Source organism: Paenibacillus sp. tmac-D7 (genome assembly GCF_006519665.1).
Classification (GTDB): domain Bacteria; phylum Bacillota; class Bacilli; order Paenibacillales; family NBRC-103111; genus Paenibacillus_G; species Paenibacillus_G validus.
In genome coordinates this window covers 157,039-182,968 of record NZ_VIDW01000005.1, presented here as the reverse complement: position 1 = coordinate 182,968, position 25,930 = coordinate 157,039, and the positions used below count along the sequence as shown (strand labels likewise).

Below are 25,930 nucleotides of genomic sequence, written 5' to 3'. Positions count from 1 at the left end.
CGTTCCTCCTTTAGTTGCCGCTGACGCGCGAGACGTCTTTCATATTTTCCTCAAAAGCGACCAGCATCGCATCCTGCTGGGATAAGCCGGAACGCTTCACGCGCTCGATCGCTTCGAACATCCGCTTGTAATCCTTCGGAATGATCTTCACGAATTTCCACAAATAGTGCTCCCAATTGTGCAAAATACGGTGCGCCACAGCGCTGCCCGTATACGTCTCGTGGTGCTGGATCATGTTCTTCAGCTCTTCAGCCTCGTACACTTCCTCCACGTTCTCCAGCAGCACCATCTCCTTGTTGCACTGGTCGGCGAACGTCCCGTGCTCGTCAAGCACATAAGCGATGCCGCCCGACATGCCTGCCGCAAAGTTGCGCCCGGTCGGACCCAGCACCACGACACGGCCGCCTGTCATGTATTCGCAGCCGTGGTCGCCGACGCCTTCCACGACGGCGCGCACCCCGGAGTTGCGTACGCAGAAGCGTTCGCCCGCCATCCCGCGAATGTAAGCTTCCCCGTCCGTCGCCCCGTAGAACGCCACGTTCCCGATGATGATGTTGTCTTCGGCGATGAACGTCGATTTCTCCGATGGGAAAATGGCCAGCTTGCCGCCGGAAAGCCCCTTGCCGAAGTAATCGTTCGCGTCGCCCTCGAGCGAGAGCGTCATCCCGCCGGGCACGAAGGCGCCGAAACTTTGACCGGCCGAGCCGTTGAAGTGCAGCCGGATCGTGTCGTGCGGCAAGCCTTCCTTGCCGTAACGCCGGGTCACTTCGCTGCCGACGATCGTGCCGACGACGCGGTTCACGTTGTGCACCGGCACAATCGCATGCACTTTCTCCCGCCGTTCAAGCGCCGGTTCGCAGATCGCCATCAGCTCCTGCACATCGAGCGACCGGTCGAGTCCGTGATCCTGCTGCATGGAGCAGAAGCGACCGACCTCCTCCCCGACCTCCGGCTGATAGAGCAGCGGCGACAAATCGATGCCCTTCGCTTTCCAATGCTGCACCGCTTGCTTCGTCTCCAAGATTTCGGTGTGCCCGACCATCTCTTCGATCGTGCGGAAGCCGAGCTCCGCCATCAGCTCGCGCGCGTCCTGCGCCACAAAATGCATGAAATTCACGACATGCTGCGGATCGCCGGCAAATCGTTTGCGCAGCTCCGGGTTTTGCGTGGCCACACCGACCGGGCACGTATCGAGATGACAGACGCGCATCATGATGCAGCCAAGCGCAATGAGCGGCGTCGTGGCGAAACCGAACTCCTCGGCGCCCAGCAGCGCGGCGATCACAACATCACGGCCGGTCATCAGCTTACCGTCCGTCTCCACGGTAATCCGGCTGCGCAAATTGTTCAGCACAAGCGTCTGGTGCGTTTCGGCAAGGCCCAGCTCCCACGGCAAACCGGCATGGCGGATCGACGTTTGCGGCGAAGCGCCCGTACCCCCGTCGTAGCCGCTGATCAGCACGACGTCCGCTTTGCCTTTAGCCACCCCGGCGGCAATCGTGCCGACGCCCACTTCGGAGACGAGCTTCACACTGATGCGCGCCCGCGGATTGGCATTCTTCAGATCATGGATCAGCTCGGCCAAGTCCTCGATCGAATAAATATCGTGATGCGGCGGCGGCGAGATTAAGCCAACGCCCGGCGTCACACCGCGCACTTCGGCGACCCACGGGTACACCTTGGAGCCCGGAAGCTGGCCGCCCTCGCCCGGCTTTGCGCCCTGCGCCATCTTGATTTGAATTTCGTCGGCATTGACCAGGTAGTGACTCGTCACGCCGAAGCGCCCCGACGCGACCTGCTTAATGGCGCTGCGCCGCAGGTCGCCGTTCCCGTCCGGCTGGAAGCGGTCCGGATGCTCCCCGCCTTCGCCCGTATTGCTCTTGCCGCCGATGCGGTTCATCGCGATCGCGAGACTTTCATGCGCTTCCCTGGATATCGAGCCGTACGACATCGCTCCTGTCTTGAAGCGCCTGAACATGGATTCGACGGATTCGACCTCCTCGATCGGCACCGGTTCGCGATTCGAACGGAACGAGAACAGCGAACGGAGCGACATATAACGCTCGTTCTCCTGATGAATCAGCTTCACGAAGCTTTTGTACATCGTATAATTGTTCGTACGCACCGCCGTCTGCAGCGCGTGAATGGTCTCGGGGTTATAGAGATGCTCCTCCCCGTTCTTGCGCCATTGCAGCTCGCCGCCCGTATCAAGCACCCGATCCACGCCCTCTTGCGGCGAGAAAGCGCGCCGGTGACGAAGCAGCGCCTCTTGCGCGATCGCCTCCAGGCCTATTCCGCCAACCGGCGTATACGTCCAAGTGAAGTAACGGTCGACTACGGAAGCGTCCAAACCGATCGCTTCGAAAATTTGTGCGCCGCGATACGACTGGATGGTCGAGATGCCCATCTTCGCCAGCACCTTCACAACGCCTTTGGTCGCCGCCTTCACGTAGTGGTAGACGGCTTTCTCGTAGGCAACGCCCTTCAGCAGCCCTTGATCGATCATGCCCTGAAGCGATTCGATCGCCATATACGGATTGATCCCGCCGGCCCCATACCCGAGCAGCAGCGCAAAGTGATGCACCTCGCGCGGTTCGCCCGATTCAACGAGCAGCCCTACTTTCGTACGCGTCCCTTCGCGGATCAAGTGGTGATGCAGCCCGGACACCGCGAGCAGCGCGGGAATCGCCGCCAGCTTCTCGTTCACGCCGCGATCCGACAAAATGAGCAGCGTCGCGCCGCCGGCAATCGCCTCATCCGCCGACACGAATAATGCTGCCAATGCCTTCTCCAGCCCCTCCGCGCCGTCCGCCGCCGGAAATACCATCGGCAGCGTTGCGGTTCGGAAGCCCTCCCGTCGGATATGACGCAGCTTCGCCAGCTCCGCATTCGTCAGAATCGGCGTTTCGATCCGGATTTGCCGGCAGCTCTCCGGCTTCGGATCGATCAGGCTGCCTTCCGGGCCGATTGTCGTGCCTTGAGCCGTAATGATTTCCTCGAAGTTCGCGTCAATCGGCGGATTCGTCACCTGCGCGAACAATTGTTTAAAGTAGCTGTACAAGAGCTGCGGCCGTTCGGACAACACCGCAAGCGGCGCGTCAAAGCCCATCGAGCCGATCGGATCGACACCGGTGCGCGCCATCGGCTCCAGCACCTTGCGCAATTGCTCAAACGTGTAGCCGAACGCCTGCTGACGCTGCAGCAGCGCTTCGCCGGCGGATACGCCGGGCACCTCCGGGGCCTCCGGCAGCTCGCTGAGCGAAACCAAATGTTCGTTCAGCCATTCGCGATACGGGTGCTCCCGCACGATCCGTTCCTTGATCTCCTCGTCCGCAATAATCCGGCCTTCCGTCGTATCGACGAGCAGCATGCGTCCCGGCTGGAGACGCTGCTTGGAGACGATGCGCTCCGGCGCCACCGGCAGCACGCCCGCTTCGGACGCGAGCACGACCCAGTCGTCCTTGGTGACATAGTAACGCGCCGGACGCAGGCCGTTGCGGTCAAGTACGGCGCCGATCGATCGACCGTCGGTGAACGAGATCGCGGCCGGGCCGTCCCACGGTTCCATGAGGCAGCTGTGGTATTCGTAAAACGCTTTCTTTTCGTCGCTCATCGTTTCGTGTTTAGACCACGGTTCCGGAATCATCATCATCGCCGCATGCGGCAGCGAGCGGCCGGAAAGCATTAGAAATTCCAAACAATTGTCGAACATCTGCGAGTCGGATCCGTCCGTGTCGATGATCGGCAAAATCGCATCGTAGTCGTCGCCGAACAGTTCCGTACGGCACACGGCCTGTCTGGCACGCATCCAGTTCACGTTGCCGCGAAGCGTATTGATCTCTCCATTGTGAATGAGGTAACGGTAAGGGTGTGCACGCTCCCAGCTGGGGAAGGTATTCGTGCTGAAACGGGAGTGAACCAGCGCCAAGGCCGATTCGAAGTCGGGGTCTTGCAATTCGATGTAGTAGCGGTCCACTTGCTCAGGGGTTAACATGCCTTTATATACGATCGTGCGGCTCGACAAGCTGGCGACATACAAGGCGCCGCCGCCCTCAAGGCGCCTTGCGCCGTTCTCGGAACTTTTGCGGATGACATACAGCTTCCGTTCGAAGGAGAGCTCCTCCGCCGCGTCCTCGGAAGCGCCGATAAAAATTTGCCTGACATACGGCTCGGAGCCCTTCGCCGAATCGCCGAGCGTTTCATTGTTCGTCGGCACCGTTCTCCAGCCGAGCAGCCGCTGCCCCGCATCGCGGACCGCCTGCTCCACAAGCTGCTCACAGGCGATGCGAGTCTCCACCTCTTGCGGCAAATAGATCATCCCTACGCCGTAACGGCCTGCCGCCGGCAATTCGATTCCCTCCGTACCACAAGCCTTACGGAAATACTTATGCGGAATTTGCAATAAGATGCCCGCGCCGTCTCCCGTATTCGTTTCGCAACCTTGACCGCCGCGATGATCCAAATTGCAAAGCACGGTAAGCGCCGATGTCACAATATCGTGGGAGGGATAACCTTTCAGATGGGCGACGAAACCGATGCCGCAAGCGTCATGCTCTTGGGCCGGGTCGTAAAGACCTTGCTTCACGGGTAAACCTGTTCTGTTCATTCCTCGCGCTTTCCTCTCATCTACGGATTTTTTGTTGAATACTGTCCAGTCCGATGGGCATGGGTACGAAGCTGTCTAGGGGGATCGATGCGGAAGAATGGGAGCTTCTCCGCCGCGCCCAAACTGTGGAAATCTATGAACCATACAGATAATATGTCTTATATTAACATTCCATTCTTATTATAGCAATTTAAAAAAAGAGCGCTTTATTGTCTAAAATTTCATATATAATCTGATTATTTCTGACATTGCTCTCAACCAAAAAGAGGGATATGTAGATTTTTGACGAATGTTATTTGCATATCGTAATGCATGGAGGAAATGGTGGCATGGATGACCGGATTGCCCGCGATCGAATGCCTGAGAAGCTGCGGCAGGGCGAAAGCGTCAGCTTGGAAGGGATTCTTGTCGAATTGGCTTTAAAAAGCTTCACCAGCTCCCAGGCCGGAGCCGTTCTGCTGGATACGGACTGCAACCTGGTGCTCGCCGGAGATTCGCTTAGCCGACAGCTCGGGTACGGACCCGAAACGCTGCAGAAGATGAATTTGCAGTCGCTGCTCCACCCGGGAGAGCTTCTATTATGCATGCATCACTTGAGCCAGATGGTCGCCGGGCAATTGCCCCGTTACGAAGCGGAACTACGCTGGATACGGGCGGACGGAAGCACCGTGTGGTTAAATGTAAACGCCTACGGTCTGTACGGAGAGAATGCGCTGCCCTCTTATATTTATTTGCAAACGCAGGACATTTCAGAACGTAAAGGGCTCGAGGAATCGTTAACCGAAGCGCTCGTACGCATGACTTCATTAATGGAAATGATGACGGACGCCTACGTGATGCTCAACCGCAAAAACGAATTCGTATACGTGAACAGAGGCGCGGAGCTGCTGCTTGAGCACAACCGCGATGAACTGCTGAACCGGAGCCTGCACACCGTGCTGCCGGAATGGATCAACTCGGGGTTTTATAAGCAATGCCAGCGGGCGATGGATGATGCCGCTCCCGTTTATTTCACTTATTATTTCCAGATGCTTGACAAGTGGCTTGAGGTCAGCTGCCATCCGTCCAAGAATGGTTTGTCGATTTTTTTGCGCGATGTCACGGCGCTTAAGAACCAGGAAGAAACGCTGCGCGCAACCAAACAGCAGTTAAAATCCATGATCGAGCACGCGGCCGACAACATCTCGATTTTGGATGCCGATTTCCGGCTTATTCAAGTCAATAAAGCGTTCGTCGAGACGTTCGGTTACTCGAAGGAAGAGCTGCTGGGCGAACAGCCGCCGAATGTTCCGGACGAGCTGCTGATCGAATCGGAGCTGCTGTACCGCCAAGCGTTGCAGGGCAAGCAAATTTCCGGGTTCGAAACCAAGCGCCGTCGCAAGGACGGCGCCATGCTCGATCTCAGCTTGACGATATCCCCGGTTGTCGGCTCCGACAACGAGATTACCGGCATCTGCATCATCGGGCGAGATATCAGCGAGCATAAGAAAACCGAGGAGCTGCTGCGCAACTCGGAGAAATTATCCGTCGCCGGCCAACTGGCGGCAGGCGTGGCGCATGAAATCCGCAACCCGCTGACCTCGCTCAAAGGATTTACGCAGTTTATGAAAACAGGCGCTCATTATAAAGAGCAATATTTGGATATTATGATGTCCGAGCTGGACCGCATCGAACAAATCATCAATGAACTGCTGCTGCTGGCCAAGCCGCAAGCCGCCGCGTTCCAGCAGCGCCCGCTCTCGCCGATTCTCGTCCACGTCGTATCCTTGCTTGAATCGCAGGCAAATCTGAACAACATTCAGTTCGACACGCAAATTCACGGCGACCTGCCGTCCATTCATTGCGAAGAGAATCAATTGAAGCAAGTGTTTATTAATATTGTAAAAAATGCGATGGAAGCGATGACCGGCGGCGGCAGGATCCAAATCGCCGTGGAGCAAACCGACCCTCGCTATGTGACAGTCGTCTTCTCCGACAACGGTCCGGGCATCCCGGGCGACGTGCTCAAGCGGCTGGGCGAACCGTTCTTTACGACAAAGGAGAACGGCTCCGGCCTCGGACTTATGATCAGCCAAAAGATCATCACCGAGCATAACGGCCGTCTCGAAATCAAAAGCGAACCGGACCGGGGAACCGTCGTGAAAATTACGCTTCCCATTGGATAAACCTGCTTAAACCGCTCCTCTGTTCCCGACGGAAGAGCGGTTTTTGGCTGTGCGCGCCTTCCCCGTCGCCCGATGGAAGCCTGTCCCTCCGGATCATGCTTCCCCTCGAATGGCCGGCGGCCATTTCCTCGAAATTTGTCGAATTTTCGTTTGTGTTACGTCGGGTCTTAGGGAATTTTCCCGAACGCTTCACCCATTTCAAAATCCAAACCCGTATGATATGATAGGTTGCGTCATTCTATCAAGCGGGGTGTAACTATCGCATGGCCCAATTGTATTTTAGATACGGCGCAATGAACAGCGGAAAATCGATAGAAATTTTGAAGGTAGCGCACAACTACGAGGAACAAAACAAATCCGTGCTTATTTTCACCTCGGCGGTCGATGACCGCGACGAAGTCGGATATGTCTCCTCGCGCATCGGTTTGCGTCGCGAGGCCATTCCCATTTACGCGCATACGGACGTGTTCGCGTCGGTGCAAGCGAACGCCGCAGGCATTTCCTGCATCCTGGTCGACGAAGTGCAATTTCTGGGCAAGGAGCAAATCATGCAGCTGGCGCGTATCGTCGATGAGCTGCGCATTCCCGTTATGGGCTTCGGATTGAAAAACGACTTTCAGAACGAGCTGTTCGAGGGCAGCAAATATATGCTGCTGTACGCCGACAAAATTGAAGAAATGAAGACGATCTGCTGGTTTTGCGAGCGCAAGGCGACCATGAATCTCCGGGTCGACGCGCAAGGCAAACCGGTCTACACCGGCGAGCAAATTCAAATCGGCGGGAATGACGCCTATTACCCGGTATGCCGCAAATGTCACGCGAATCCGAAGCTTTAAGTCCGGCCTCATCCTTGCAGCCGCAGGATAAGGCTTTTTCACGTTCCCGGCTCACTTTGATTGAGAACGGCCCATTCGGTGTATTACTTAACTAGAGATTCACCGAGACAGGGAGAGATGGATATGAGCGGAATCGCTCTTCACGAGAAGCGGCTGCGGGCCGCTCAATTTCAATTTATTTTTCCGTTTTCCTTGGACCATAACTGTCAGGACAAGCTGGAACGCGAGCTGCTCACGGACGGCTTCGTTACCTTCTCGCTGCAGCAGGAGGAGCTGGAAACCGCATTCTACGGCAGCGGTTGCGAAGTTTCCCACCGCCGGCTCGAGAAGTTCTTTCTTCCTTTCGCCAAAAATATGATTTTCCCCCGGCAGCCCGATGCACACGCCTTTCGGCGTTATTCCAAACGCATCGATTTGCCGTGCCGCATGACCGCGAATGAACACCATTGGCGCTTTCATCTGCATGCCGCGGACATGTTCGTTTGCCCCTTCGATATCGGCTTTCTGACCTTGCGGGTGGAATTGACGGATGGGGGCGAGCCTGCGTTCACGTTCTCGCAGGCGCTGGCGTTCGCCAGCCGGTTTCGCATGCTGCAAAGCATGAACGAGGCGGAGCGGAACATCCGCATCGGGGCGGCGGACTGCGAGTCCGAGGAAGTGGAGGACTTTATTTTCAAAACGGTCGTGCCGGCGTTGACACGGTTCCTGGACGAGTCGGACCTGGAAGAATCGTTCTTCGAGAAGCTCCCCTATTTTGTCGATGAGCGGATGTATGTGCAGGGCCTGCTTGCCTTCGAACGGCAGGAAGAAATCACGACGGTCGACGCTTACAGAGCCTCCCGGCTCGACGGCATGGACGATCGGGGCAGGCCTTACGTCAGCGCCTGCAACACCGCCTATATCGAACGTTTCTGCAGCGAGCGCATATACGACCGTTGGTCGCCGGAAACGTGGTATATGATTGAAGAGACGTCGTTCGTCTGTCTTACGAGACAATCCGGCCACCGGGTGAAGCAGCTCGTCAGCCATATGTACGGCGAATACTATTACGCGCTGCTGATCAATCTTTTTCACAAAATTGTACTCCTCAAATTATCCAACCGTTACTCCCATGTGCAGATCGATAAGGACCCGGATAAAATCGAGAAGCTGATTCGCGATATTACGACGTTCTCGTCGAAAAATTTCTTTATAGAAGCGGTATCGCAGTCGCAAGGCAAAGACATGTACGTTCGGCTGCGCGAGCGTCTGGGGATCGAAACGTTGTACGGGGACGTGAAACGGACGCTGGACGATTTGTTCAAATACGAGGAAAACTTCGCTGCCAAACGCTCGAATTATTTGCTGCTCATCCTGACGATTTACACGGTCGTCAGCGGTATTTTCGGCATGAACCTGGTCGTCGAAGATTTGAAGGAGCCGACTGATCTTAGCCGTTTCGCAAACTATTCGGCGTTTCAGTACATGGCCTTGCTCGTAGCCATGACCGGCATCGCCGTCGCCTTCGGTCTGGGCATCGTCACGATCGTGCGGCTTGTGCGGGAATGGCGCAAAAGCCGGCTTGAACGTTGACCGGGCCATGGGCAGCTGCTGACATGGGGTTCTACCGGCAGGTGAACAGCCATAAGCTAGAGCAGAATAACCCGAAACAAGGGACGGAGCGAATGCGTGCGATTCGCTCCGTCCCTTGTTTCTTCCCGCTCTCGCTTATCGCGATTCTTGAAGGACTTGTTCGAGACATTCGAGGAAAAAAATGTTCTCCTCCTCGGTGCCGATGCTAACCCGGATATGCCGCGGCAGCCCCCATATATCGCCGTAACGAACGATAACCCCTTTGGCCATCAGCGCCCGGAACTGTTCATGGGCGCGCGCTCCCAGCTCGACCAGCACAAAGTTGCTCATGCTTCGCGTATAGGCGAGCCCGAGCCGGTCCAAGCCTGCGTACAGCCGCTCCCTTCCCTGTGCGTTAAGCGCTCTCGAACGGAGCACATGCTCCTTGTCGGATAGCGCAGCCGCTGCTGCCGTCTGGGCAAGCGCGTTGACGTTGAAAGGCTCTTTCACCTGCATAATGCGGCGGATAATCGCTTCCGGCGCAGCGCCGAAGCCGACGCGAATTCCGGCCAGTCCGTATGCTTTGGAGAACGTTTGGAGCACAATAACCGGCCTGCCGGCCCGGACGAACTCCAATCCGTCGGTATAATCCTCAGCGGCCGTATAATGGCAATAAGCCGCATCGTACACGAGCAGAACGCCCTGCGGCAGCCCGGCCAGAAGACGCTCCAGCTCCTGCCGGGGCATGTAGGTGCCGGTCGGGTTGTTCGGGGAGCACAGCCAGACCAGCTTGGTCCGCTCGTTCACGGCGGCTAGCAGCGAAGCGGCTTCATAGCGGAAGCCTTCGGCAAGCGGAACGGAGACAACGCGCGCATCCATCAGGTGCGCGCCGAATTCATATTCGCTGAACGTCGGGGAGGGCGCCACGATCTCGTCGCCGGGCTCGAGGAACGTTTCGGAGAGCAGCGTGATCAGCTCGTCCCCCCCGTTCGTCACAACCAGCTGCTCCGTCCGCAGCTGCAGCTCCTGCGCCAGCGCTTCCTTCAACAGCACCGACTGCGTGTCGGGATACCGGTGAATGTCCGGGAGCGCCGCTTGGATCGCCTCCAGCGCCCGGGGGGACGGACCGAGCGGATTTTCGTTGGAAGCGAGCTTAACGACGCGTTCGAGTCCAAGCTCCCGCTGCACCTCCCAAATCGGCTTGCCCGGCGAGTAAGGCTTCAAGCGGTCCAACACTTTGCGCGGCCGCACCTCGCCCTGTGCCGGCGCTTCTGCCTGCATTCGTTGATCGTTGTTCATAGCGTGATCGAGACTCCTTTTCGCATAATCTGCTTTATTGCTTTACTTCAATAAATAAATATTACATTAATGCGTTAATAAAGTAAAGCATTTGTTTATAGGCATACCCGGGAAGCAGACAACAAACACGCAGCGAAAGCCTCCTGCATATGATGTACCATCCGGTACAAGCAAAGGAGGGACATCCATGATTCCGGTACGTCCCAGTTATAAGTTCGGCATCATCGGTTATTTGCTCGCTTGGTTCGTCGGCAGCTTTTGGTTCGGGGGACTCCTTAAAAGCGGCACGGTAACCTCCGTACTCGGCGTCCATATGGCCGGTTTGGAGCACTACGCTTATTACGCATTAGCCGGCGCCATCGGCGGCACGCTGTACGCTTTGCGCTTGCTGCATGAATATTACGATCAACTGACCGAGCGGTGGCTGGTCTGGTATTTGCTGCGCCCGATCAAATGCGCCGGGGCTTCCGTCATGACGATCGTGCTGTTTCAAAGCGGCATTATGCTGCTGCAAACGGGTAACAGCGTTTATGCCAAAATCGGCATTGCGTTCCTGGTTGGCTTCGGCTACGGCAAGCTGATGGATAAACTGAAGTCGCTCACCGAAGCGCTGTTCAACGGCTCCAAAGAGCAGACTCCGGACAACAAGCCACCCCAGTGATAAAAGCTTTGAAAAACCGTTCGGACGAACGGTTTTTCAAAGCTTTCGCCACGAAGCACCTGAACACGAGGGCCGCAACGCCGCTCACGCTTGGAGCATTGTGCGGTTGCGACCGCCGCCGTCCTTGACGTTCCGCTCTTCGACTCACGCTATTTTCAGCCTATCATGGCGTTATTCTCTCGGCTGACGACATCGCTTCGTCCTTCAAACCCGCGCGAAACCATACGTTCCTGTAATCGGCCCAACCCAGCGCATTAATTGAAACCCCCTCCAGCTCCTGCGGAAAAGAGGCAGTCTGCCGCCAGCGGTACCAAGGTACGACAAACCGCTCTTCGATAAGCTTGGTCTCGATCTCCCTCAGTTCGCGCAAGCGCCGCTCCCGGTTCGCGTGCCGAAGCGCATATGTAACCCGCTCCCCGACCTCCCGTTCGGTCGAGACGGGCAAGCAGCGCCGGACCGGGCCGCCCGGATTCGCCAGAATCGTAAGCAGCGTCCATTCGGCGTCTTCTCCGACGGGCTGCTCCAATAAGAAAAGATCGGCGCGGGCGAGCGTTTCCTCATCCAGCAGGCGTTCGTATTCGACCTGTTCGACCTCTGCGGCAATTCCGAATTCCACAAGTCTGCCTTCAAGCCATTCGGCGTCCCGTTCGTGGCCGGCCCCCGGGTAGGTCACAATGCGCAAGGGGCGATCCGGACGGACAACCGTTGTTGCCGGTTCGATTTGTTCAGCCGGTTCGGCCTGCCGGGCTCCAACGATCCATTCAGTCTGCATACGGCCGGTTAACTCCGTGCCCGTACCCGTACTCGTACTCGTGCTTGTACCTGCATCGGTGACTTTACCCGTATCCGAATATGGAGCCTGTCCATTTGCTTCTTCGTACCGGATGAACGTATCGGCGAAATCGCCGCGGTTGCCGCCCAGCTGCCGAACAAAGGCCGGATCGCGGAGCGCGCGAAAGATGCATGCTCTCATTGCCGGATCGTTCAGCGGACCGGGCTTGCCCAGGTTTAGGCACACGTATTTGCAGCCGCGGTCTATCCGCTCCACCTCGCGCCACCGAGGGCCGAGCGCCGCCTCCTCCCGCTCCCGATAATGGCGAAAATTCAACTCGCCCACTTCGTTATCGCCCTCAAGCCTAACGGCTCCGTCGTTCGATCGGATCGGCTGCCACCGCCACATCTCCACCCGGTCCACATGAGCCGGACGCAAGTAATAATCCGCGAACGCCTCCAGAATCAGGCCGCGGGCGTTGGGCCGTTTTAACCGAAACGGCCCCGTTCCGACCGGCAGCGAAGCAAAGTCGGCAGGCAGCTCCGCCGGTACAATCGACGCGGCCGGAGAAGCCAGCAGCGAGCCTAGATAGGGCGCAGGCGCATGCAAGCGGACCAGCAAACGATGCTCGTCCAAACATTCGATGCCGCTCACTATGGCGAACAACGAGGCGTATGGAGACCCGGCGTCCGGATCGGTAAGTCTGCGCAACGTAAACGCTGCATCCCTTGAGGTGAACGGCTTGCCGTGGTGAAAGCGGACGTGCTTCTGTAAATAAAAGACCCATCGGTCTCCGGCCTCGTTTCGCTCCGCCTCGTGAGCCAGGCCCGGTCGGAATCGCCCGGAAAGTTCGTCGTAGACGAGCAGCGTATCGAACAATTGCCGCAAGAGATGCAGCTCCGTTCGCCGGGTCGTGTAAGCCGGGTCCAGCGCGGCGGGAATCCGATAAGCCGGAAAACGCAGCACGCCTTCGGCGCTTGTTCCGCTCCCCGGCTGCAGGCGGTAACCGAAAGCCTCCCGCAGCAAAACGTCCATTCGGGCCGCGCCCTCGTCCGTAAAAACCCCCCGTTCGGTCAATGCCATCACTTCTTGAAAGCGGCCTTCAGCCAGAAGCCGTTCCGTCTCCGCCGCCAGTATCGACTCCGGGTCGACCGCGAACGTCAGTCTGGAACGGTGACCGCGTCCTAACCCGGCGCGCCATTCGATCCACAGCCGCTCCCGCATACGTCGAAGCAGCAGCTTCACGTTCCGTTCCGAGCAATGCAGCAGCTGCGATAGCTCGGGAAGCGTCACCTCCGCCTGACGATCCGTCAACCGGAGCCGCAGGCCGCGATACAACTCCAGGTAATGTTCCTCCAGCCTCATACGCCGCTCAACTCCTTCACCGCCCTGCCGAGAAAAGGGGGAAATTATTTACGTTTAGTTTACCCTTTTCGTACCCTTTTTTCTACGTACAATAAACCATATCACTTCACGCAGAAAGCGGGTTTCGCCAATATGAACGATACACGACACGCGCCTATCGCGATCGCCTGGATTACGGGCGTCTGCTTGTTGGGCGACTCCATGCTGTACATTGTGCTGCCGGTCTACGGTATGCAGCAGTACGGACTGGATTCCTTCTGGCAAATCGGCCTCCTGCTGTCGGTCAACCGGCTGGTCCGGCTGCCGCTCGGTCCGTTGATCGGCTGGCTGTACGCCCGGATGCCCATCCGCGTCGGCATCACCGCAGCCGTCGCAGCGGCCAGCCTGACCACATTGGCGTTCGGCCTGGGAAGCGGCTTTGCCCTGCTGCTCGCGGCACGCGCCTTATGGGGGGCCGCCTGGTCGCTGCTGCGGATCGGCGGTTACCTCGTCATCCTCGATGCGTCCGCCCCCGGCGGCGGCGACAATCGCGGACAACTGCTGGGCCGGTACAACGGCATTATGGGCATGGGCAGCCTGGCCGGCATGCTGTTGGGTGGCATGCTGGCCGACGTGCTCGGCGTGCGCCTCGTCGCAGCGGCTCTCGGCGCTGTTATGCTGCTCGCTCTGCCGCTAGCTTGGCGCCGCTTGCCTGCGCGGGCCGCTCACAGCAAAGCTGGCGCGAAACAGCCCGAAACGCAGCCGCCCCAGCGAACGGCCGCCTCCCTGCGAAGCTCACGCTTTGCCGTGCTTACACTAAGCTCCGGCTTGGGGATGGGGTTCGTCTTCTTCGGCATCCTCCTGGCCGGGCTCAGCCCCCTGCTCGCCTCCCGCTTGCCGAATGGAACGGCGATCACGCTGTTTGGCGCGAGCTTGGGCGCCGCCTCCCTCGCCGGGATCGCGCAGGCGATCCGCTGGGGCTGGTCGCCGCTGCTCTCGCCGTGGATCGGCAAGCGCTCCGACGCCCTGCCCGACCGGCGCGGACTTTATGCCGCCGTGCTAGGCCTTGGCGCGGTCTCGTTCGCGCTGCTGGCCGCGCCGGTGCCGCTGCCGCTCTGGCTGCTCGCGCTGCTCGGCGTCATGCTGGCCAGCACCGCGATCACGACGCTGACCGACGCCATGGCTTCGGATGCAGCTGCAGGCCGATCCGCCGTTACCTTCATGACCACGTATACCGTCGTCATCGACGTCGGGGCCGCGCTTGGGCCGCTGGCCGCCGTCGGTCTGCTCGCTGCGCTCGGACCGGACGGCCTCAGCAGCGCCTGCGCAATCTGTTTGGCGCTGCTGACGGCGGCATGGCTTATTTTCGGCGGCAAGCGTGATGTGGTATAATGCCTGTCAAACACACGTTCGCTGGTTGAGAGGTCAGCCGGGCATCCTGCTCAGCGATTTTTAAGGGAAGTTCAGGAAGATGGGGAAGCGAGATGGAAAGAGGGAGCGAGGGAGATGCGCAAGATGGAGTTTGAAGCCAAGCTTCACCGACCGGAAGGAATCGGAACATGGACGTATGTGAAGGTGCCGTTTCAGGTGGAAAGCGTGTTCGGCGCCAAGGGCCAAGTCAAGGTCAAAGGAACCGTGAACGGCGTGCCTTACCGAAGCTCGGTCATGCCGCAGGGCGATGGCATACACTACTTGGTCGTGAAACGCGAGCTGAGGGAGGCTGCAGGAGCCGCATCCGGAGATACCGTGAAGGTATCTATGGAACGGGATACGGAAGAGCGAACGATCGAGGTGCCGGACGACTTGTCAGCCGCTCTGCGCCAGCATCCGGCAGCTGAGTCCAGGTTCGAGCAAGCTTCGTATTCCCATCGCAAGGAGTATGTCGACTGGATCGTCTCCGCCAAGAAACCGGAAACCCGTGCCGGACGGATTGAGAAAGCGATCGGCATGCTCGCTGAAGGCAGAAGGCTGAAGGGCTAATCCGGGTAAGGCTGCCGGACGACGTAAACCGGAACGCGGGCTAAACGTTACCGGAGAAGGAGCAGCATATCGCCGGTGCCTGTTATTCCTTGAAGCTTTACAGGATCTGGCGCTGGTGAGGATTACACCCGCTTGATGATCTCGTTAACCATGCTCAGCGGCAATCCGGTGTGCTGGCAAATGTCGATCAAGCTGGCTCCCGGATGCAGCTGCAGATAATGTTTGATCTGATGCGAAACCTCAATGTGTTTCTTCAAGCAATCTGTGCATAACGTTTCGAAACGGCCGGTTTGCAGTTTGCCGCACCCGCTGCAATTCGACAATTGCATATTATTAAAGCCCCCTCTTCGGACAAGCCGAATGTTGTTTTACAACATTCGCGGCCTTGTCGACGGTTGAGGGGGTTTCTTTTTGTAAAATATCGCTTTTTTTGCTATTTTTCTCATTTTAATCAAAACTTGATTCCTTAGGCCTATGTATTCATGGTATAAAAGATCTAGGGATACATAATTAGGGGAGCGGTGTCGATGAGCGCGAAGGTTGTCGTATTGGGAGGCGGAGTCGCCGGTATGAGTGCGGCCCAGGAATTGGCGGAACGAGGGTTTGAGGTAGCCGTGTACGAGATGCGCAGGCTGCCCGGGGGTAAAGCCCGTTCCATGCCGGTGCCGGGAAGCGGTACGGAGGGACGGAAGGATTTGCCGGGAGAGCATGGATTCCGGTTTTTTCCGCGTTTCTATAAGCATATTGTCGATACGATGGAACGGATTCCTTACGGGGATAACGAGCAGGGCGTCGCCGGCAATTTAGTCGAAGGCACACGGCTCGGACTGGCTCGGGTGGACGGGCCTCCGGTGGAGTTTCTCACCGAGTTTCCACATTCCATTGAAGATGTGAAGGACGCATTCAAGTCGCTGTTCGACAATAATCTCGGACTGACCGATGAGGAGATCCGCCTGTACATGGAGCGCATCTGGCAGGTCATGACCAGCTCCGACGATCGCCGGCAGCAGCAGTACCAGAACATCCCGTGGTGGAGCTTTATCAACGCCGATGAGCAGTCGGCCCAGTTTCGCCGTGTATTCGCCGGGATGACGCGCATTCTGGTCGCAGCTAAAGCGCGGGAAGCCAACACCAGCACGGTCGGGGCCGTTGGCGCCCAAATTATGCTTGACATGGTCGTGCCCGGCGGCAGCGCGGATCGGCTGTTGGACGGACCGACGAACGAAGTGTGGCTTCACCCGTGGCTTGAGTATTTGCAAAGTCTCGGCGTCGACTACCATCTGGAAGCCAAGGTCGAGCGCATTCATTGCGAGAACGGCGTCATCAGCGGGGCGACGATTACGGAGAACGGGCAAACCTGCGAGGTGCAGGGGGATTATTACGTCGCGGCTTTCCCCGTTGAAGTGATGGCGCAATTTGTCACTGACGAGATGCTGCACGCCGACCCGACGCTCGACGGAATTCGGCAGCTGGCGGAAGATGTCGATTGGATGAACGGCATCCAGTTTTATTTGAAGCGGGACGTTCCGATCATCCACGGCCATATGATCTATATGGATTCGCCTTGGGCGCTGACCAGCGTGTCGCAGAAGCAATTTTGGCCTGATTTCGATTTGGCCGATTATGGCGACGGCATGGTTCAAGGCGTGTTGTCCGTGGACATTTCGGACTGGGAGGCACCGGGCGTCCTCTTCGGCAAACCCGCGAAGAGGTGCACGCGCGAAGAAGTGATGCAAGAAGTGTGGACGCAGCTGAAGCAAAGCTTGAACGTGAACGGAGCCGTCGTCCTGGAGGACGACAACGTGCATTCGTGGTTCCTCGACGAGGATGTGCATTTGCCGAATCCGGACGGGGTTGCGGTCAATTTGGAGCCGCTGCTTGTGAACAAGGTTTACACGTGGAATTTGCGCCCGCAGGCATACACCGCCATCCCCAACTTGTTCCTCGCCTCGGATTACGTGAAAACAAATACGGACCTCGCCACCATGGAAGGTGCGAACGAAGCCGCCCGGCGGGCCGTCAACGCGATTATCGAACGCTCCGGGCTCGATGTGCACAAGTGCAAAGTGTGGGAGATGTACCAGTTCCCTCTGCTGACGCCGTACCGAATCCACGACGAGTCACGGTTTAAGAAAGCGCTGCCGTGGGATGGTAAAATTTTCAGTCCGATCGGGTAACCGGTAGGAGGACGAACGGGCCATGTCGAATTAGGGAGCTTGAGGTGAGGGGATGAAAGAAATCGTATTGGGCGCAGAGCAGCAATTTCAAAAGCTGCCTGTCGAGGTCGAGGTCGAACAACGTCCCTGCTTTCTTCTGAAAGACCGTGACGTTTACCGGCTCGTCTCCCGCAAATGCCCGCACGCCGGCCAGCTTGTCGACATCGAGGATGAAGAGTTGGTCTGCCCGATGCACGGCTGGTCTTTCGATCCGCATAAGGGCGCTTGTCTGAACGTACCTGCCCGCAGCTTGGCTGCTTATCCGGTCGTAGTCAGGGACGGGATGCTGATCGCTCAGGTGGATGGCTAACTTAGGAAGGCGCGCTTGGGATCGAGCTTGCGTACACTGTAACATCTCGGAAAAAGGAGATGTTGGTTGTGCCTACCTATCGTATCATTATAGATCTTTCGGATCGAAAGCTGCACGTGTTAGAAGGGAACCGCGTTTATCGGACGTATCCGGTCGGCATCGGCACCATGTTGACCGGCACGCCCAGCGGCGAATTTACCATTATTAACAAAGAACCGAACCCCGGAGGGCCTTTTGGCGCCTACTGGCTAGGGTTATCGAAGCCGCATTACGGAATACACGGCACCAATAACCCTTCCTCCATCGGAAAACTGTCCTCCCACGGCTGCATCCGCATGCACAATGCAGATGTAATCGCGTTATCCAGGCTCGTCTTCGTGGGCGACCGCGTTACGATTCGTCCATAGTCCGCTCCGGAAATTACTTCACGTCTTTTGCGCTGACGCTTGTCCCCCAGTCGTTCTCCACGCCCAACTCCCGGTAAAACTGCGCCAGGAACGCCTCCATATACCGATGACGCTCTTCCGCGAGCTCACGGGCGGCCGTCGTGTTCATCTTCGTCTTCAGCTTCAACAGCTTCTCGTAAAAATGATTAATCGCCGTACTCGGCTGCTTGCGGTACTGCTCTTGACTCATCGAATCGCGCGGGCGGAGGTCCGGGTCGAAAATCAGCTGCCCTTTCCAGCCCGAATAGGCAAAGGTTCGCGCGATACCTACCGCACCCAACGCATCAAGCCTGTCCGCATCCTGAACGATACGTCCCTCCAGGGTAGACAATTGCCCCCCATGTCCGCCGTTGTAAGACATATTGGCGATGATGTCCATCACATGCAGGCGATCCGGCTCAGCCGCGCCATTCTCGATCAGCCATGTATTCACTTTATCCAATCCGGCTTCCTTGCTCGGATTCAGCTTCTCGTCCGCAATGTCGTGCACGAGCGCGGCCAGCTCGCATAGGAAGGCATCCGCCTGCTCACGCTCTGCGAGCAGGCGTGCCGTGCGGGCCACCCGGGCCGTATGCTGCCAGTCGTGACCGCTGCTGTCTCGCCCCATTTCCTCCTGCGCATACGTTCGTGCGCGTTCCAGCAGTCGCTCTCGGTACGTTTCGTTCATTTCGTTCATCTCCCGTTCATCTTCCCTTCCTTCCATCAATCTCCGCCGCCGCCACCGCTGCTGCTTCCGGTATCTCCACCACCGCCGCCACCGCTGCTGCTGCTTCCGGTATCTCCACCGCCGCCGCCACTGCTGCTGCCATTGTCTCCTCCACCCCAGCCGCTTCCGCCGCCGTCAGCCCCGCCGCCCCTACTGCCTGAATCGGTGGAGCGTCTCGAATCGAGGTCGCCCGAACCGCTATAATGATGATGATGACGGCGGGCCATGTCGTCCTCCAAAGACGACGACACAGGCGGGAACATGAAGCTTTCCCCGCTGCGATGCCGCCTGCCCGGCCCGGAATGCCCGCTCCTTCTACCTATCGAGCTTACGATCACGACGATTGCGAACACCGCAAACAGGATAAAAATAATGCTCATGGATTCCGCCTCCTTCTGTACTTAGTATAGACTGCCGAAGCACGGAAAGAGTTTCGGACTTTTTACAAAAAAGGACAGCAGCCCCTTTATTTTGCGCAAAGCCTTTGAAATTGCCCAAGCAACGCACTATATTTCTTCTATATTTGCACCGGAAGGGGTGAAGAATTCCGTAGAAACGCAAAAAGCGCCTGTTACACAGACGTCGTTCGTGAGCAGGCGGGTGTGAAGATGGGTTCGACTGCCCATTTTCAATGGCTGCGCGGCATTCGCCCATCCAGCCGAATGCCCTGCGACATAGTATGATTATGTGTTAATGAGCTCACGCTCCACAACAACAACAACTCTAGAGGAGGAATGAACAATGGGTGGTTTCTCTTGTTCTTGCGGAGGTTTTACATCGACTGGTGTCATCTTGGTTCTCTTCATCTTGTTGGTAATCGTAAGCCGTGCATGGTTGATCTAATCTGACTAAAAGCACAAAACTACGGCCAAAGGGAAACCTTTGGCCGTTTGCATGTTACGGCGAAGACGTACATATGGTGGTAAGGTATAACTTTTGAGAGAGGTGAGGAGAATGCCTTCGGGTCACACAATCGACCGCAGCGAAGCGAAGGAGCTTTCGGTCAAGGATTGGATCTTGACGATGATCATTCTGGCCATTCCGATCGTCAACATCATCATGCTGTTCGTCTGGGGGTTCGGAGAAGGCACCAACCCGAACAAGCGAAACTATGCGAGAGCCGCCTTAATTATCGCCGCGATCGCGATCGTCCTTTATTTGATCTTCGCTATCGTGTTTTTCGTTGTGCTGAGCGCCTCGATGTCCATGTCATGACGAAGAGCCGGTCCTCCTCCAAGGGGAAGGCCGGCTCTTGAGCAAGTCTGGTCGTGGAAGTATCCCGAGTTGTTCAACCTATACGGCCGCTATTCATAGAGCGCCCCGGCCGTCGATCCGTCCGGATACACGATATGGGTATAAATATGCCGCTCTCCGTTATCCGCTCGGGACGTATACCACAAATCATAACGGTCTACTTGGCCTTCGCCGTTCCAACGAATGAACAGCTGTGCGTCCAAGTCTCCCCGCTTCAGTCCTTGCACGTCGGTCTCGTTCAAGCTCCCGAAGCGATAATCGGTCTTGGCTCCGAGATCATACCGCCAGATCTGCTGGCTCGAGCTATCGATCCACGTCACTTGAGACGGGTCGCCGAACCATCGCTTAACGTCCTTGCTCCCCATGCCCCGCTCCAACCTATACTGCGCAGCCCATACTTTCCGCTCGGCCTCCGTCCCGCCTACAGGCTCCTTCACGACGGATACGGTTCGCGTCTTCTGATCATAAGCGGCGCCCGCTCCAAGCTCTTCCGTCATCAAGCGCAGCGGCACATACGTATGCCCCTCGTAATTGAGCACCGTAAACCGGGACTCGATGTCACGGCTTTCGCCGTCGAATTGAAACTTGACCGGAAACAACAGCGCCCAAACCCCGTCTGCCGCATACAGCGTTGTGGAAGCGGTCAGCGCCGCACCGCACATCATGCCTAACAAGAACTTTTTCAAAGGCGTAAGCTCCTTTATTCTGATAGTCACCGATAGCTCTAGTATACATGACAACCAGAAAACGCGAAAACCGCCCGGCACAAGACCGGACGTCGCTTCGGAGTCCGGCGGTGCGCCGGGCGAGCTCCGACTTCTTATTTATTCAACCATTCGCAGCTGTCGGCACAGTCGCACAGCGCCTTCTTCACGGAACACCATGAACGCTTAGCGTAATAAATCGGCACTTCCTGATCCTTCGCCTGCTGCTTGATCACTTTGGTCAAATTGTGGTTGACGTAATCGGTCAGCACGAGCACCGCGTCAACCTTATCCGGAATACCTTTACGCACCATTTGGCACTTGCGACCCGACATATGCACCACATCATCAAATCCGATTTCCGCCAAATGTTCGGGCATATTGCCCAAATGATCGGCGCCTACGACCAATATCGACGGCATGCTCTAATCTCCCTTATCTATGTATTTATCATCAATGATAATCATTCTCAATTCCTTATAAATCAATGATAATGGTTCTCAACGCTAATGTCAACCTTACCCGGCTTATTTTTCTAGACTCCCTGGATAATGGCCAAAAAGCCGCATCGCGGGAAATTCGCGATGCGGCGAGGACAGTCTCGTCACTTAGATGAAATAGAGACCGGCAAACAAGATGATGACAAGCAAAATATAGAGAACCAAAATAACGCCCGTTGTCGTAAAGTAACCGCCGCCCCATCCGAAGCCTGCACCCGCAGCACCCATTCGCGATCCACTCCCTCTGTTGAGTTAGCCGTGGGTCACTCTCCCGCGAACATGGTTCAATATATGTCCTGAGCGGGAATCGGTATGGACAATTAACGGGGGGTCTCTAAATAATGGCCCGTTTTATAAGAACAGAATGAGGTAAAATACAATCGCTAACACAAAACGGTAATACGCAAACCACGATAGGCTCAGTCGTTTAATGATGTTCAGGAAGGTCACCACGGCGATCATCGCGACGATGAAGGAAGCGGCCAGCCCTGTAACGAAAAGACCTAAGTCGTCCATGGACAACAAATCCCGGCTTTTGTATAAATCCAGGAAGGTCGCGGCGAACATGATCGGCACGGACACGATGAACGTAAACTCAGCTGCCGCCTTCTGGCTCGTCCCGAGCAATATCCCTCCGGAAATGGTCGAGCCCGAGCGTGAAAAACCCGGCCATAACGCTAAACATTGAAATAAGCCGATCCCGAACGCCTGCTTATATGTAATGTCGTCCATCGTCTCGGCCGTCACGCGCACGCGGGCCCGATCGGCTATAATAATCAGAATTCCTCCGGCCACCAGGCTTATGAGCACAGTTCCCGGTCCGAACAAATATTTCTTGACCAAATCGTGCAGCGCCAAGCCCACGACGACCGCAGGCAGCATGGCCAGCGCGATATGAATCAGGTTGACTCGACCGCTGTTCGAGAGGCTTTGCTTCAAGTTGAGAAAGCCGAAAAACCTCCGCCAATACAAGACAAATACGGCTAGAACGGCACCCAGTTGTACAACGATCTCGAACGTCTTCGCCTTTTCGCCCGTGAAACCAATCAAGTGCGCCGTCAAAATCATATGACCCGTCGAAGATACGGGCAAAAACTCCGTCAATCCTTCCACAATGCCCAGAATGACGGCCGACCAAAAGTCGTTCAATTTCCTCACACTCCCATATACTCTCTATTGTCCACCATTCCTCATTATAGAGGATCGGGAGTCAAGAGAGAAGCGGAAAAAGACAGCTGATCCCTGGTTGGCCATTTTGCCAAGCAAAACCGGAACAGCCGGACCATCAAGGCCCGGCTTGTCGAAGGTGGGAATTAGAGCTTCATCCGCTGCAGGCGCAGCGCGTTCAGCACGACCGAGACGGAGCTGAGCGCCATGGCGGCTCCCGCGAGCCAAGGGGCGAGAAAGCCGCTTGCTGCGATCGGAATGCCAATCACGTTATAGGCGAGCGCCCAAAACAAGTTTTGGCGGATGTTGCTCATCGTTTTTTTACTTAAAAAGATGGCGTCCGGAATACTGTTAAGATCGCCCCGCATCAACGTTACGTCAGCCGCTTCCATGGCGACGTCCGTTCCGGTGCCGATCGCCATGCCGATGTCCGCTGTCGCAAGCGCAGGCGCGTCATTGATGCCGTCGCCGACCATCGCCACCTTGCGGCCGGCGTCTTGCAGCTTGCGCACTTCGGCGGCTTTTCCTTCCGGCAGCACCTCGGCCAGCACCCGGTCGATACCGGCTTTCGCGGCAATCGCCCGAGCCGTCCGTTCGTTGTCGCCGGTGATCATCATGACTTCGATCCCGAGCGCCTGCAGGCGGGCAACCGCCTCTTTCGATGTCTCCTTGATCGTATCGGCGACGGCCACCATCCCTGCATAGGTACCGTCCACGGCGACCAGCATGGCGGTTTTGCCAGCCTCTTCAAGCATGCTCATCGTCTCAAGCGCCGCGCCGGGGCTAACGCCAAGCTGCGTCATAAGCTTCCGGGTGCCGATGGCAATCTGCTTGCCTTCCACCTCGGCGCGAATGCCGAAGCCGGGAATCGCCTCGAATTGCCCGGCTTCCGGCAGGGCAAGGCCCTGCTCTTGGACGCCTGCCACAATCGCCTCGGCTAGCGGGTGCTCGGAGTTGCGTTCCGCGGCGCCCACCCAACGCAAGAAGCTGGATGGGTCGATGCCTTCGGCAGGCAGCACGTCGGTCAATTCCGGTTTGCCCTTCGTTACCGTGCCCGTTTTGTCCAGGACGATCGTGTCGATTCTGTGCGTCGCCTCGAGGTGCTCGCCGCCCTTGAACAGGATGCCAAGCTCTGCGGAACGCCCCGAGCCGGCCATGATGGAAGTCGGCGTCGCTAGTCCCAGCGCGCAAGGGCAGGCAATGACGAGCACGGCGATCGCCTTCTCCAGCGCCCCGGCGAATTCGCCCGGTTCGACGAAGAAGAACCAGACGAGGAACGTGACGAGGGCGATCCCGACAACGATCGGCACGAAGATGCCGGAGATGACGTCCGCTACCCGTTGAATCGGCGCTTTGGAGCCCTGCGCTTCCTCGACGACTTTAATGATTTGCGCCAGTGCGGTTTCTTTGCCGACTTTTGTCGCCTGGATTTTAAGCATGCCGTTCTTGTTTAATGTAGCTCCGATGACACGGTCTTGGGCGTTTTTTTGCACGGGAATGCTTTCTCCCGTCAGCATCGATTCGTCTACGGAGGACGTTCCTTCAAGCACGAGGCCGTCCACCGGAATTTTCTCGCCCGGCTTCACGATGATCACGTCGCCGGCCATCACTTCGTCCACCGGGATTTCCAGCTCTTGCCCTTGGCGGAAGACAAGCGCCGTCTTGGCTTGCAGCCCCATCAAAGATTTAATCGCTTCGGAAGAACGTCCCTTGGCCAGCGCTTCGAACAGTTTGCCGAGCAATATTAACGTGATCAGGACGGAGCTTGTTTCATAGTACAACTCGACTTGATGCCCGTGAGCGTTCAACGATTGGACCGTAAGATAAAGGCTGTAAAAATAAGCCGCTGAAGTGCCCAACGCCACCAGCACGTCCATGTTGGCGCTGCCGTTGCGCAGCGCTTTGTAAGCGCCGGTATAAAACTGGCGGCCGATCGCGAATTGTACCGGTGTGGCCAGCGCGAGCTGGAACCACGGGTTCATGAACAGAGCCGGCACCCAGATGAAGGACGTGAAGGAGAAGTGACCGACCATCGCCCACAGTAAAGGCAGGGAAAGGAGGGCTGATACGAGCAGCTTCATCCGCATCTTGCGGATCGCCTGCTGCCGGTGGTCCCCGCTTTCCCGGGACTCTTGCTTCAGGGCGGCGGTGTAGCCTAGCTGCTCGACCTTGCGCACCATGTCGGTTATCGACACTTGGGCCGGATTGTACTCGATACGGGCGGTCTCGAGCGCCAGGTTCACATTCGCGCGAGTGACGCCGCCGAGCTTGCCGAGCCCTTTCTCGATGCGGGTCGCACAAGCCGCGCACGTCATGCCGCCGATTTGGAAATCGGCCGTTTCTTTGACGGTACCGTAACCAAGCGCCTCGATTTTTTGCTCCATATCCTGGAGCTTTATTTGATCCGGGTCATACGTGACCGACGCTTGTTCCAGTGCGAAATTAACGGTTGCTTCGATGACGCCATCGAGCTTGCCGAGCCCCTTCTCAATCCGGTTGGCGCAAGCGGCGCAGGTCATCCCGGTAATTTGCAAAGTCGTCTGCTGCTGCGTTCCTGCCTGGTCGGTTTTCTCCATATCTCTGCTCTCCCCTACACACTTCCTGGCCTCTCTTGCAATCGCCGCTTTACATCCGGTTATGTCGATTCTGTTGTCGAGTTATATAGGAAAGAGAGAGCACACCAAGTTAATACCCAGGTGCTCTCTTTCGCGCGATTCGTCGTTACACGACATCATAGCCTTGATCTTCAATCGCTTCTTTAATCGCGTTCAAGGAAACCTTGCTTTCGTCGAATTCGACGGTTACCGATTTGGCTGCAAGGTCTACTTTGCCGACAGCGCCCAAATTTTTCAGCGCTCCCTCGACGGAATTTACGCAATGGTTGCAGGACATGCCCTCTACTTTCAACGTAACGTTCGACATGCGGTATCCCTCCTTCGCTGATATTATTTCATTAATTTGTTAACCGTAATCAGGAGTTCGTCGATCACGTTGCTTTCGCCGGCTTCGATCCGCTCGATAACGCAGCTTTTCATATGGGCCGCGAGCAGCAGCTTGCCGACTCCATTTAAGGCCGCTTGCACCGCCGCGATTTGGTTCAGCACATCGTCGCAGTACGCATCCTTCTCGATCATGCCTTTAACGCCGCGAATCTGACCTTCAATGCGGTTCAATCTCGCAGTCAGGCTGGCCTTTTCTTTCTCGAAATGATGGCTCTTTCTTTCATCGTCCGGCGGGTAGCAGAGAGTATCGCTGCAGGACATCGGATCTTCGACTTCGTGAGAACTGTTCATCATGGTGGGCACCTCCTGTTCCGATACCGATATCATACAGTACCCCCCTACCCTATGTCAACGGTTTTATAAAGTCGTTTATTTGACTAAATCTCCTCCTTTTACTGAAAAATAAGGGCT

At 56.9% G+C, this 25,930-nt stretch carries 24 protein-coding genes; 11 read left to right on the top strand and 13 right to left on the bottom strand.

All coding sequences use genetic code 11. The annotated features are described in order from the left end of the window. Positions 1 to 10 precede the first annotated feature (10 nt). Positions 11 to 4,606, bottom strand: a complete 4,596-nt coding sequence (gene gltB, locus FKP33_RS05835) for a glutamate synthase large subunit (RefSeq protein WP_141334162.1) — start codon at positions 4,604 to 4,606, stop codon at positions 11 to 13. Between the two features lie 329 nt (positions 4,607 to 4,935). Between gltB and FKP33_RS05830 the strand changes: the two genes are divergently transcribed. The 3 genes from FKP33_RS05830 to FKP33_RS05820 all read left to right on the top strand — a co-directional run bounded on the left by FKP33_RS05830 (position 4,936) and on the right by FKP33_RS05820 (position 9,179). Continuing rightward, positions 4,936 to 6,771 (top strand): PAS domain-containing sensor histidine kinase, encoded by a 1,836-nt coding sequence (locus FKP33_RS05830; RefSeq protein WP_127606808.1) that lies wholly within the window; start codon positions 4,936 to 4,938, stop codon positions 6,769 to 6,771. Positions 6,772 to 7,034: 263 nt separating this feature from the next. Further along, entirely contained in the window at positions 7,035 to 7,607 is a 573-nt protein-coding gene (locus tag FKP33_RS05825) for a thymidine kinase (protein ID WP_054797562.1), read from the top strand. Between the two features lie 123 nt (positions 7,608 to 7,730). Beyond that, the gene (locus FKP33_RS05820; protein ID WP_141334160.1) at positions 7,731 to 9,179 is read left to right on the top strand and encodes a hypothetical protein; all 1,449 of its coding nucleotides are present in this window, start codon (positions 7,731 to 7,733) and stop codon (positions 9,177 to 9,179) included. A 135-nt stretch (positions 9,180 to 9,314) separates the two neighbouring features. On the opposite strand, the gene hisC is transcribed toward FKP33_RS05820, so the two are convergent. After that, on the bottom strand, positions 9,315 to 10,457 hold the full coding sequence (gene hisC, locus FKP33_RS05815; RefSeq protein ID WP_236595700.1) for a histidinol-phosphate transaminase: 1,143 nt from the start codon (positions 10,455 to 10,457) through the stop codon (positions 9,315 to 9,317). 187 nt (positions 10,458 to 10,644) lie between these two features. Between hisC and FKP33_RS05810 the strand changes: the two genes are divergently transcribed. Further along, entirely contained in the window at positions 10,645 to 11,118 is a 474-nt protein-coding gene (locus FKP33_RS05810) for a hypothetical protein (RefSeq protein ID WP_054797561.1), read from the top strand. A gap of 163 nt (positions 11,119 to 11,281) precedes the next feature. Here the strand turns inward: FKP33_RS05810 and FKP33_RS05805 are convergent, their stop codons facing one another. After that, positions 11,282 to 13,255: an ABC transporter substrate-binding protein gene (locus tag FKP33_RS05805; protein ID WP_141334158.1), complete on the bottom strand. Its 1,974-nt coding sequence runs from the start codon at positions 13,253 to 13,255 to the stop codon at positions 11,282 to 11,284. 132 nt (positions 13,256 to 13,387) lie between these two features. Between FKP33_RS05805 and FKP33_RS05800 the strand changes: the two genes are divergently transcribed. Together FKP33_RS05800 and FKP33_RS05795 are read left to right on the top strand one after the other, a co-directional pair. Further along, complete coding sequence (locus FKP33_RS05800) at positions 13,388 to 14,626, top strand: MFS transporter (RefSeq protein WP_181410055.1); 1,239 nt, start codon at positions 13,388 to 13,390, stop codon at positions 14,624 to 14,626. Between the two features lie 114 nt (positions 14,627 to 14,740). Beyond that, complete coding sequence (locus tag FKP33_RS05795) at positions 14,741 to 15,214, top strand: YdeI/OmpD-associated family protein (RefSeq protein ID WP_141334157.1); 474 nt, start codon at positions 14,741 to 14,743, stop codon at positions 15,212 to 15,214. A gap of 122 nt (positions 15,215 to 15,336) precedes the next feature. On the opposite strand, the gene FKP33_RS05790 is transcribed toward FKP33_RS05795, so the two are convergent. Further along, positions 15,337 to 15,543 (bottom strand): hypothetical protein, encoded by a 207-nt coding sequence (locus FKP33_RS05790; protein ID WP_141334155.1) that lies wholly within the window; start codon positions 15,541 to 15,543, stop codon positions 15,337 to 15,339. 198 nt (positions 15,544 to 15,741) lie between these two features. On the opposite strand from FKP33_RS05790, the gene FKP33_RS05785 reads away from it, so the two are divergent. From FKP33_RS05785 to FKP33_RS05775, 3 genes are all read left to right on the top strand, one after another. Beyond that, entirely contained in the window at positions 15,742 to 17,391 is a 1,650-nt protein-coding gene (locus FKP33_RS05785; RefSeq protein WP_141334153.1) for a hydroxysqualene dehydroxylase, read from the top strand. Positions 17,392 to 17,443: 52 nt separating this feature from the next. Beyond that, positions 17,444 to 17,740 (top strand): Rieske (2Fe-2S) protein, encoded by a 297-nt coding sequence (locus tag FKP33_RS05780; RefSeq protein WP_141334152.1) that lies wholly within the window; start codon positions 17,444 to 17,446, stop codon positions 17,738 to 17,740. A 68-nt stretch (positions 17,741 to 17,808) separates the two neighbouring features. Further along, on the top strand, positions 17,809 to 18,147 hold the full coding sequence (locus tag FKP33_RS05775) for a L,D-transpeptidase (RefSeq protein ID WP_141334150.1): 339 nt from the start codon (positions 17,809 to 17,811) through the stop codon (positions 18,145 to 18,147). A 13-nt stretch (positions 18,148 to 18,160) separates the two neighbouring features. On the opposite strand, the gene FKP33_RS05770 is transcribed toward FKP33_RS05775, so the two are convergent. Further along, positions 18,161 to 18,853, bottom strand: a complete 693-nt coding sequence (locus FKP33_RS05770; RefSeq protein ID WP_306439337.1) for an HD domain-containing protein — start codon at positions 18,851 to 18,853, stop codon at positions 18,161 to 18,163. A gap of 35 nt (positions 18,854 to 18,888) precedes the next feature. Then, positions 18,889 to 19,272, bottom strand: a complete 384-nt coding sequence (locus tag FKP33_RS27000; RefSeq protein ID WP_181410053.1) for a hypothetical protein — start codon at positions 19,270 to 19,272, stop codon at positions 18,889 to 18,891. Positions 19,273 to 19,633: 361 nt separating this feature from the next. Between FKP33_RS27000 and FKP33_RS27605 the strand changes: the two genes are divergently transcribed. Both FKP33_RS27605 and FKP33_RS05755 read left to right on the top strand, forming a co-directional pair. After that, positions 19,634 to 19,735 carry a sporulation protein YjcZ gene (locus tag FKP33_RS27605; RefSeq protein WP_127606794.1) on the top strand — a complete coding sequence of 34 codons (102 nt, stop codon included), beginning with the start codon at positions 19,634 to 19,636 and terminating at the stop codon, positions 19,733 to 19,735. 111 nt (positions 19,736 to 19,846) lie between these two features. Further along, on the top strand, positions 19,847 to 20,107 hold the full coding sequence (locus tag FKP33_RS05755) for a hypothetical protein (protein ID WP_127606791.1): 261 nt from the start codon (positions 19,847 to 19,849) through the stop codon (positions 20,105 to 20,107). Between the two features lie 89 nt (positions 20,108 to 20,196). On the opposite strand, the gene FKP33_RS05750 is transcribed toward FKP33_RS05755, so the two are convergent. The 7 genes from FKP33_RS05750 to FKP33_RS05720 all read right to left on the bottom strand — a co-directional run bounded on the left by FKP33_RS05750 (position 20,197) and on the right by FKP33_RS05720 (position 25,780). Next, complete coding sequence (locus tag FKP33_RS05750; RefSeq protein ID WP_141334147.1) at positions 20,197 to 20,832, bottom strand: stalk domain-containing protein; 636 nt, start codon at positions 20,830 to 20,832, stop codon at positions 20,197 to 20,199. 134 nt (positions 20,833 to 20,966) lie between these two features. Beyond that, the gene (locus FKP33_RS05745; RefSeq protein WP_054795782.1) at positions 20,967 to 21,272 is read right to left on the bottom strand and encodes a DUF2325 domain-containing protein; all 306 of its coding nucleotides are present in this window, start codon (positions 21,270 to 21,272) and stop codon (positions 20,967 to 20,969) included. 186 nt (positions 21,273 to 21,458) lie between these two features. Continuing rightward, complete coding sequence (locus FKP33_RS05740) at positions 21,459 to 21,578, bottom strand: sporulation protein YjcZ (RefSeq protein ID WP_127606787.1); 120 nt, start codon at positions 21,576 to 21,578, stop codon at positions 21,459 to 21,461. Positions 21,579 to 21,701: 123 nt separating this feature from the next. Then, positions 21,702 to 22,499 (bottom strand): undecaprenyl-diphosphate phosphatase, encoded by a 798-nt coding sequence (bacA, locus tag FKP33_RS05735; protein ID WP_141334145.1) that lies wholly within the window; start codon positions 22,497 to 22,499, stop codon positions 21,702 to 21,704. A 164-nt stretch (positions 22,500 to 22,663) separates the two neighbouring features. Continuing rightward, positions 22,664 to 25,093: a heavy metal translocating P-type ATPase gene (locus tag FKP33_RS05730; RefSeq protein WP_141334144.1), complete on the bottom strand. Its 2,430-nt coding sequence runs from the start codon at positions 25,091 to 25,093 to the stop codon at positions 22,664 to 22,666. A 145-nt stretch (positions 25,094 to 25,238) separates the two neighbouring features. Then, complete coding sequence (gene copZ, locus FKP33_RS05725) at positions 25,239 to 25,439, bottom strand: copper chaperone CopZ (RefSeq protein ID WP_054799133.1); 201 nt, start codon at positions 25,437 to 25,439, stop codon at positions 25,239 to 25,241. Between the two features lie 23 nt (positions 25,440 to 25,462). Then, a complete protein-coding gene (locus FKP33_RS05720) occupies positions 25,463 to 25,780 on the bottom strand; it encodes a metal-sensitive transcriptional regulator (RefSeq protein ID WP_127606858.1) in 318 nt (105 codons plus the stop codon). Between the last annotated feature and the right edge of the window lie 150 nt (positions 25,781 to 25,930).

Bases quoted from the DNA above. Each gene is read 5' to 3' on its own strand.
- FKP33_RS05770 (WP_306439337.1), bottom strand. From the start codon at position 18,853: ATGAACGAAACGTACCGAGAGCGACTGCTGGAACGCGCACGAACGTAT.
- hisC (WP_236595700.1), bottom strand. From the start codon at position 10,457: ATGAACAACGATCAACGAATGCAGGCAGAAGCGCCGGCACAGGGCGAG.
- FKP33_RS05800 (WP_181410055.1), top strand. From the start codon at position 13,388: ATGAACGATACACGACACGCGCCTATCGCGATCGCCTGGATTACGGGC.
- FKP33_RS05805 (WP_141334158.1), bottom strand. From the start codon at position 13,255: ATGAGGCTGGAGGAACATTACCTGGAGTTGTATCGCGGCCTGCGGCTC.
- FKP33_RS05830 (WP_127606808.1), top strand. From the start codon at position 4,936: ATGGATGACCGGATTGCCCGCGATCGAATGCCTGAGAAGCTGCGGCAG.
- FKP33_RS05825 (WP_054797562.1), top strand. From the start codon at position 7,035: ATGGCCCAATTGTATTTTAGATACGGCGCAATGAACAGCGGAAAATCG.
- FKP33_RS05730 (WP_141334144.1), bottom strand. From the start codon at position 25,093: ATGGAGAAAACCGACCAGGCAGGAACGCAGCAGCAGACGACTTTGCAA.
- FKP33_RS05745 (WP_054795782.1), bottom strand. From the start codon at position 21,272: ATGCCGTCGATATTGGTCGTAGGCGCCGATCATTTGGGCAATATGCCC.
- FKP33_RS05755 (WP_127606791.1), top strand. From the start codon at position 19,847: ATGCCTTCGGGTCACACAATCGACCGCAGCGAAGCGAAGGAGCTTTCG.
- FKP33_RS05810 (WP_054797561.1), top strand. From the start codon at position 10,645: ATGATTCCGGTACGTCCCAGTTATAAGTTCGGCATCATCGGTTATTTG.
- FKP33_RS05785 (WP_141334153.1), top strand. From the start codon at position 15,742: ATGAGCGCGAAGGTTGTCGTATTGGGAGGCGGAGTCGCCGGTATGAGT.
- gltB (WP_141334162.1), bottom strand. From the start codon at position 4,606: ATGAACAGAACAGGTTTACCCGTGAAGCAAGGTCTTTACGACCCGGCC.
- FKP33_RS27000 (WP_181410053.1), bottom strand. From the start codon at position 19,272: ATGAGCATTATTTTTATCCTGTTTGCGGTGTTCGCAATCGTCGTGATC.
- FKP33_RS05720 (WP_127606858.1), bottom strand. From the start codon at position 25,780: ATGTCCTGCAGCGATACTCTCTGCTACCCGCCGGACGATGAAAGAAAG.
- FKP33_RS27605 (WP_127606794.1), top strand. From the start codon at position 19,634: ATGGGTGGTTTCTCTTGTTCTTGCGGAGGTTTTACATCGACTGGTGTC.
- FKP33_RS05740 (WP_127606787.1), bottom strand. From the start codon at position 21,578: ATGGGTGCTGCGGGTGCAGGCTTCGGATGGGGCGGCGGTTACTTTACG.
- FKP33_RS05780 (WP_141334152.1), top strand. From the start codon at position 17,444: ATGAAAGAAATCGTATTGGGCGCAGAGCAGCAATTTCAAAAGCTGCCT.
- FKP33_RS05790 (WP_141334155.1), bottom strand. From the start codon at position 15,543: ATGCAATTGTCGAATTGCAGCGGGTGCGGCAAACTGCAAACCGGCCGT.
- copZ (WP_054799133.1), bottom strand. From the start codon at position 25,439: ATGTCGAACGTTACGTTGAAAGTAGAGGGCATGTCCTGCAACCATTGC.
- FKP33_RS05795 (WP_141334157.1), top strand. From the start codon at position 14,741: ATGCGCAAGATGGAGTTTGAAGCCAAGCTTCACCGACCGGAAGGAATC.
- FKP33_RS05820 (WP_141334160.1), top strand. From the start codon at position 7,731: ATGAGCGGAATCGCTCTTCACGAGAAGCGGCTGCGGGCCGCTCAATTT.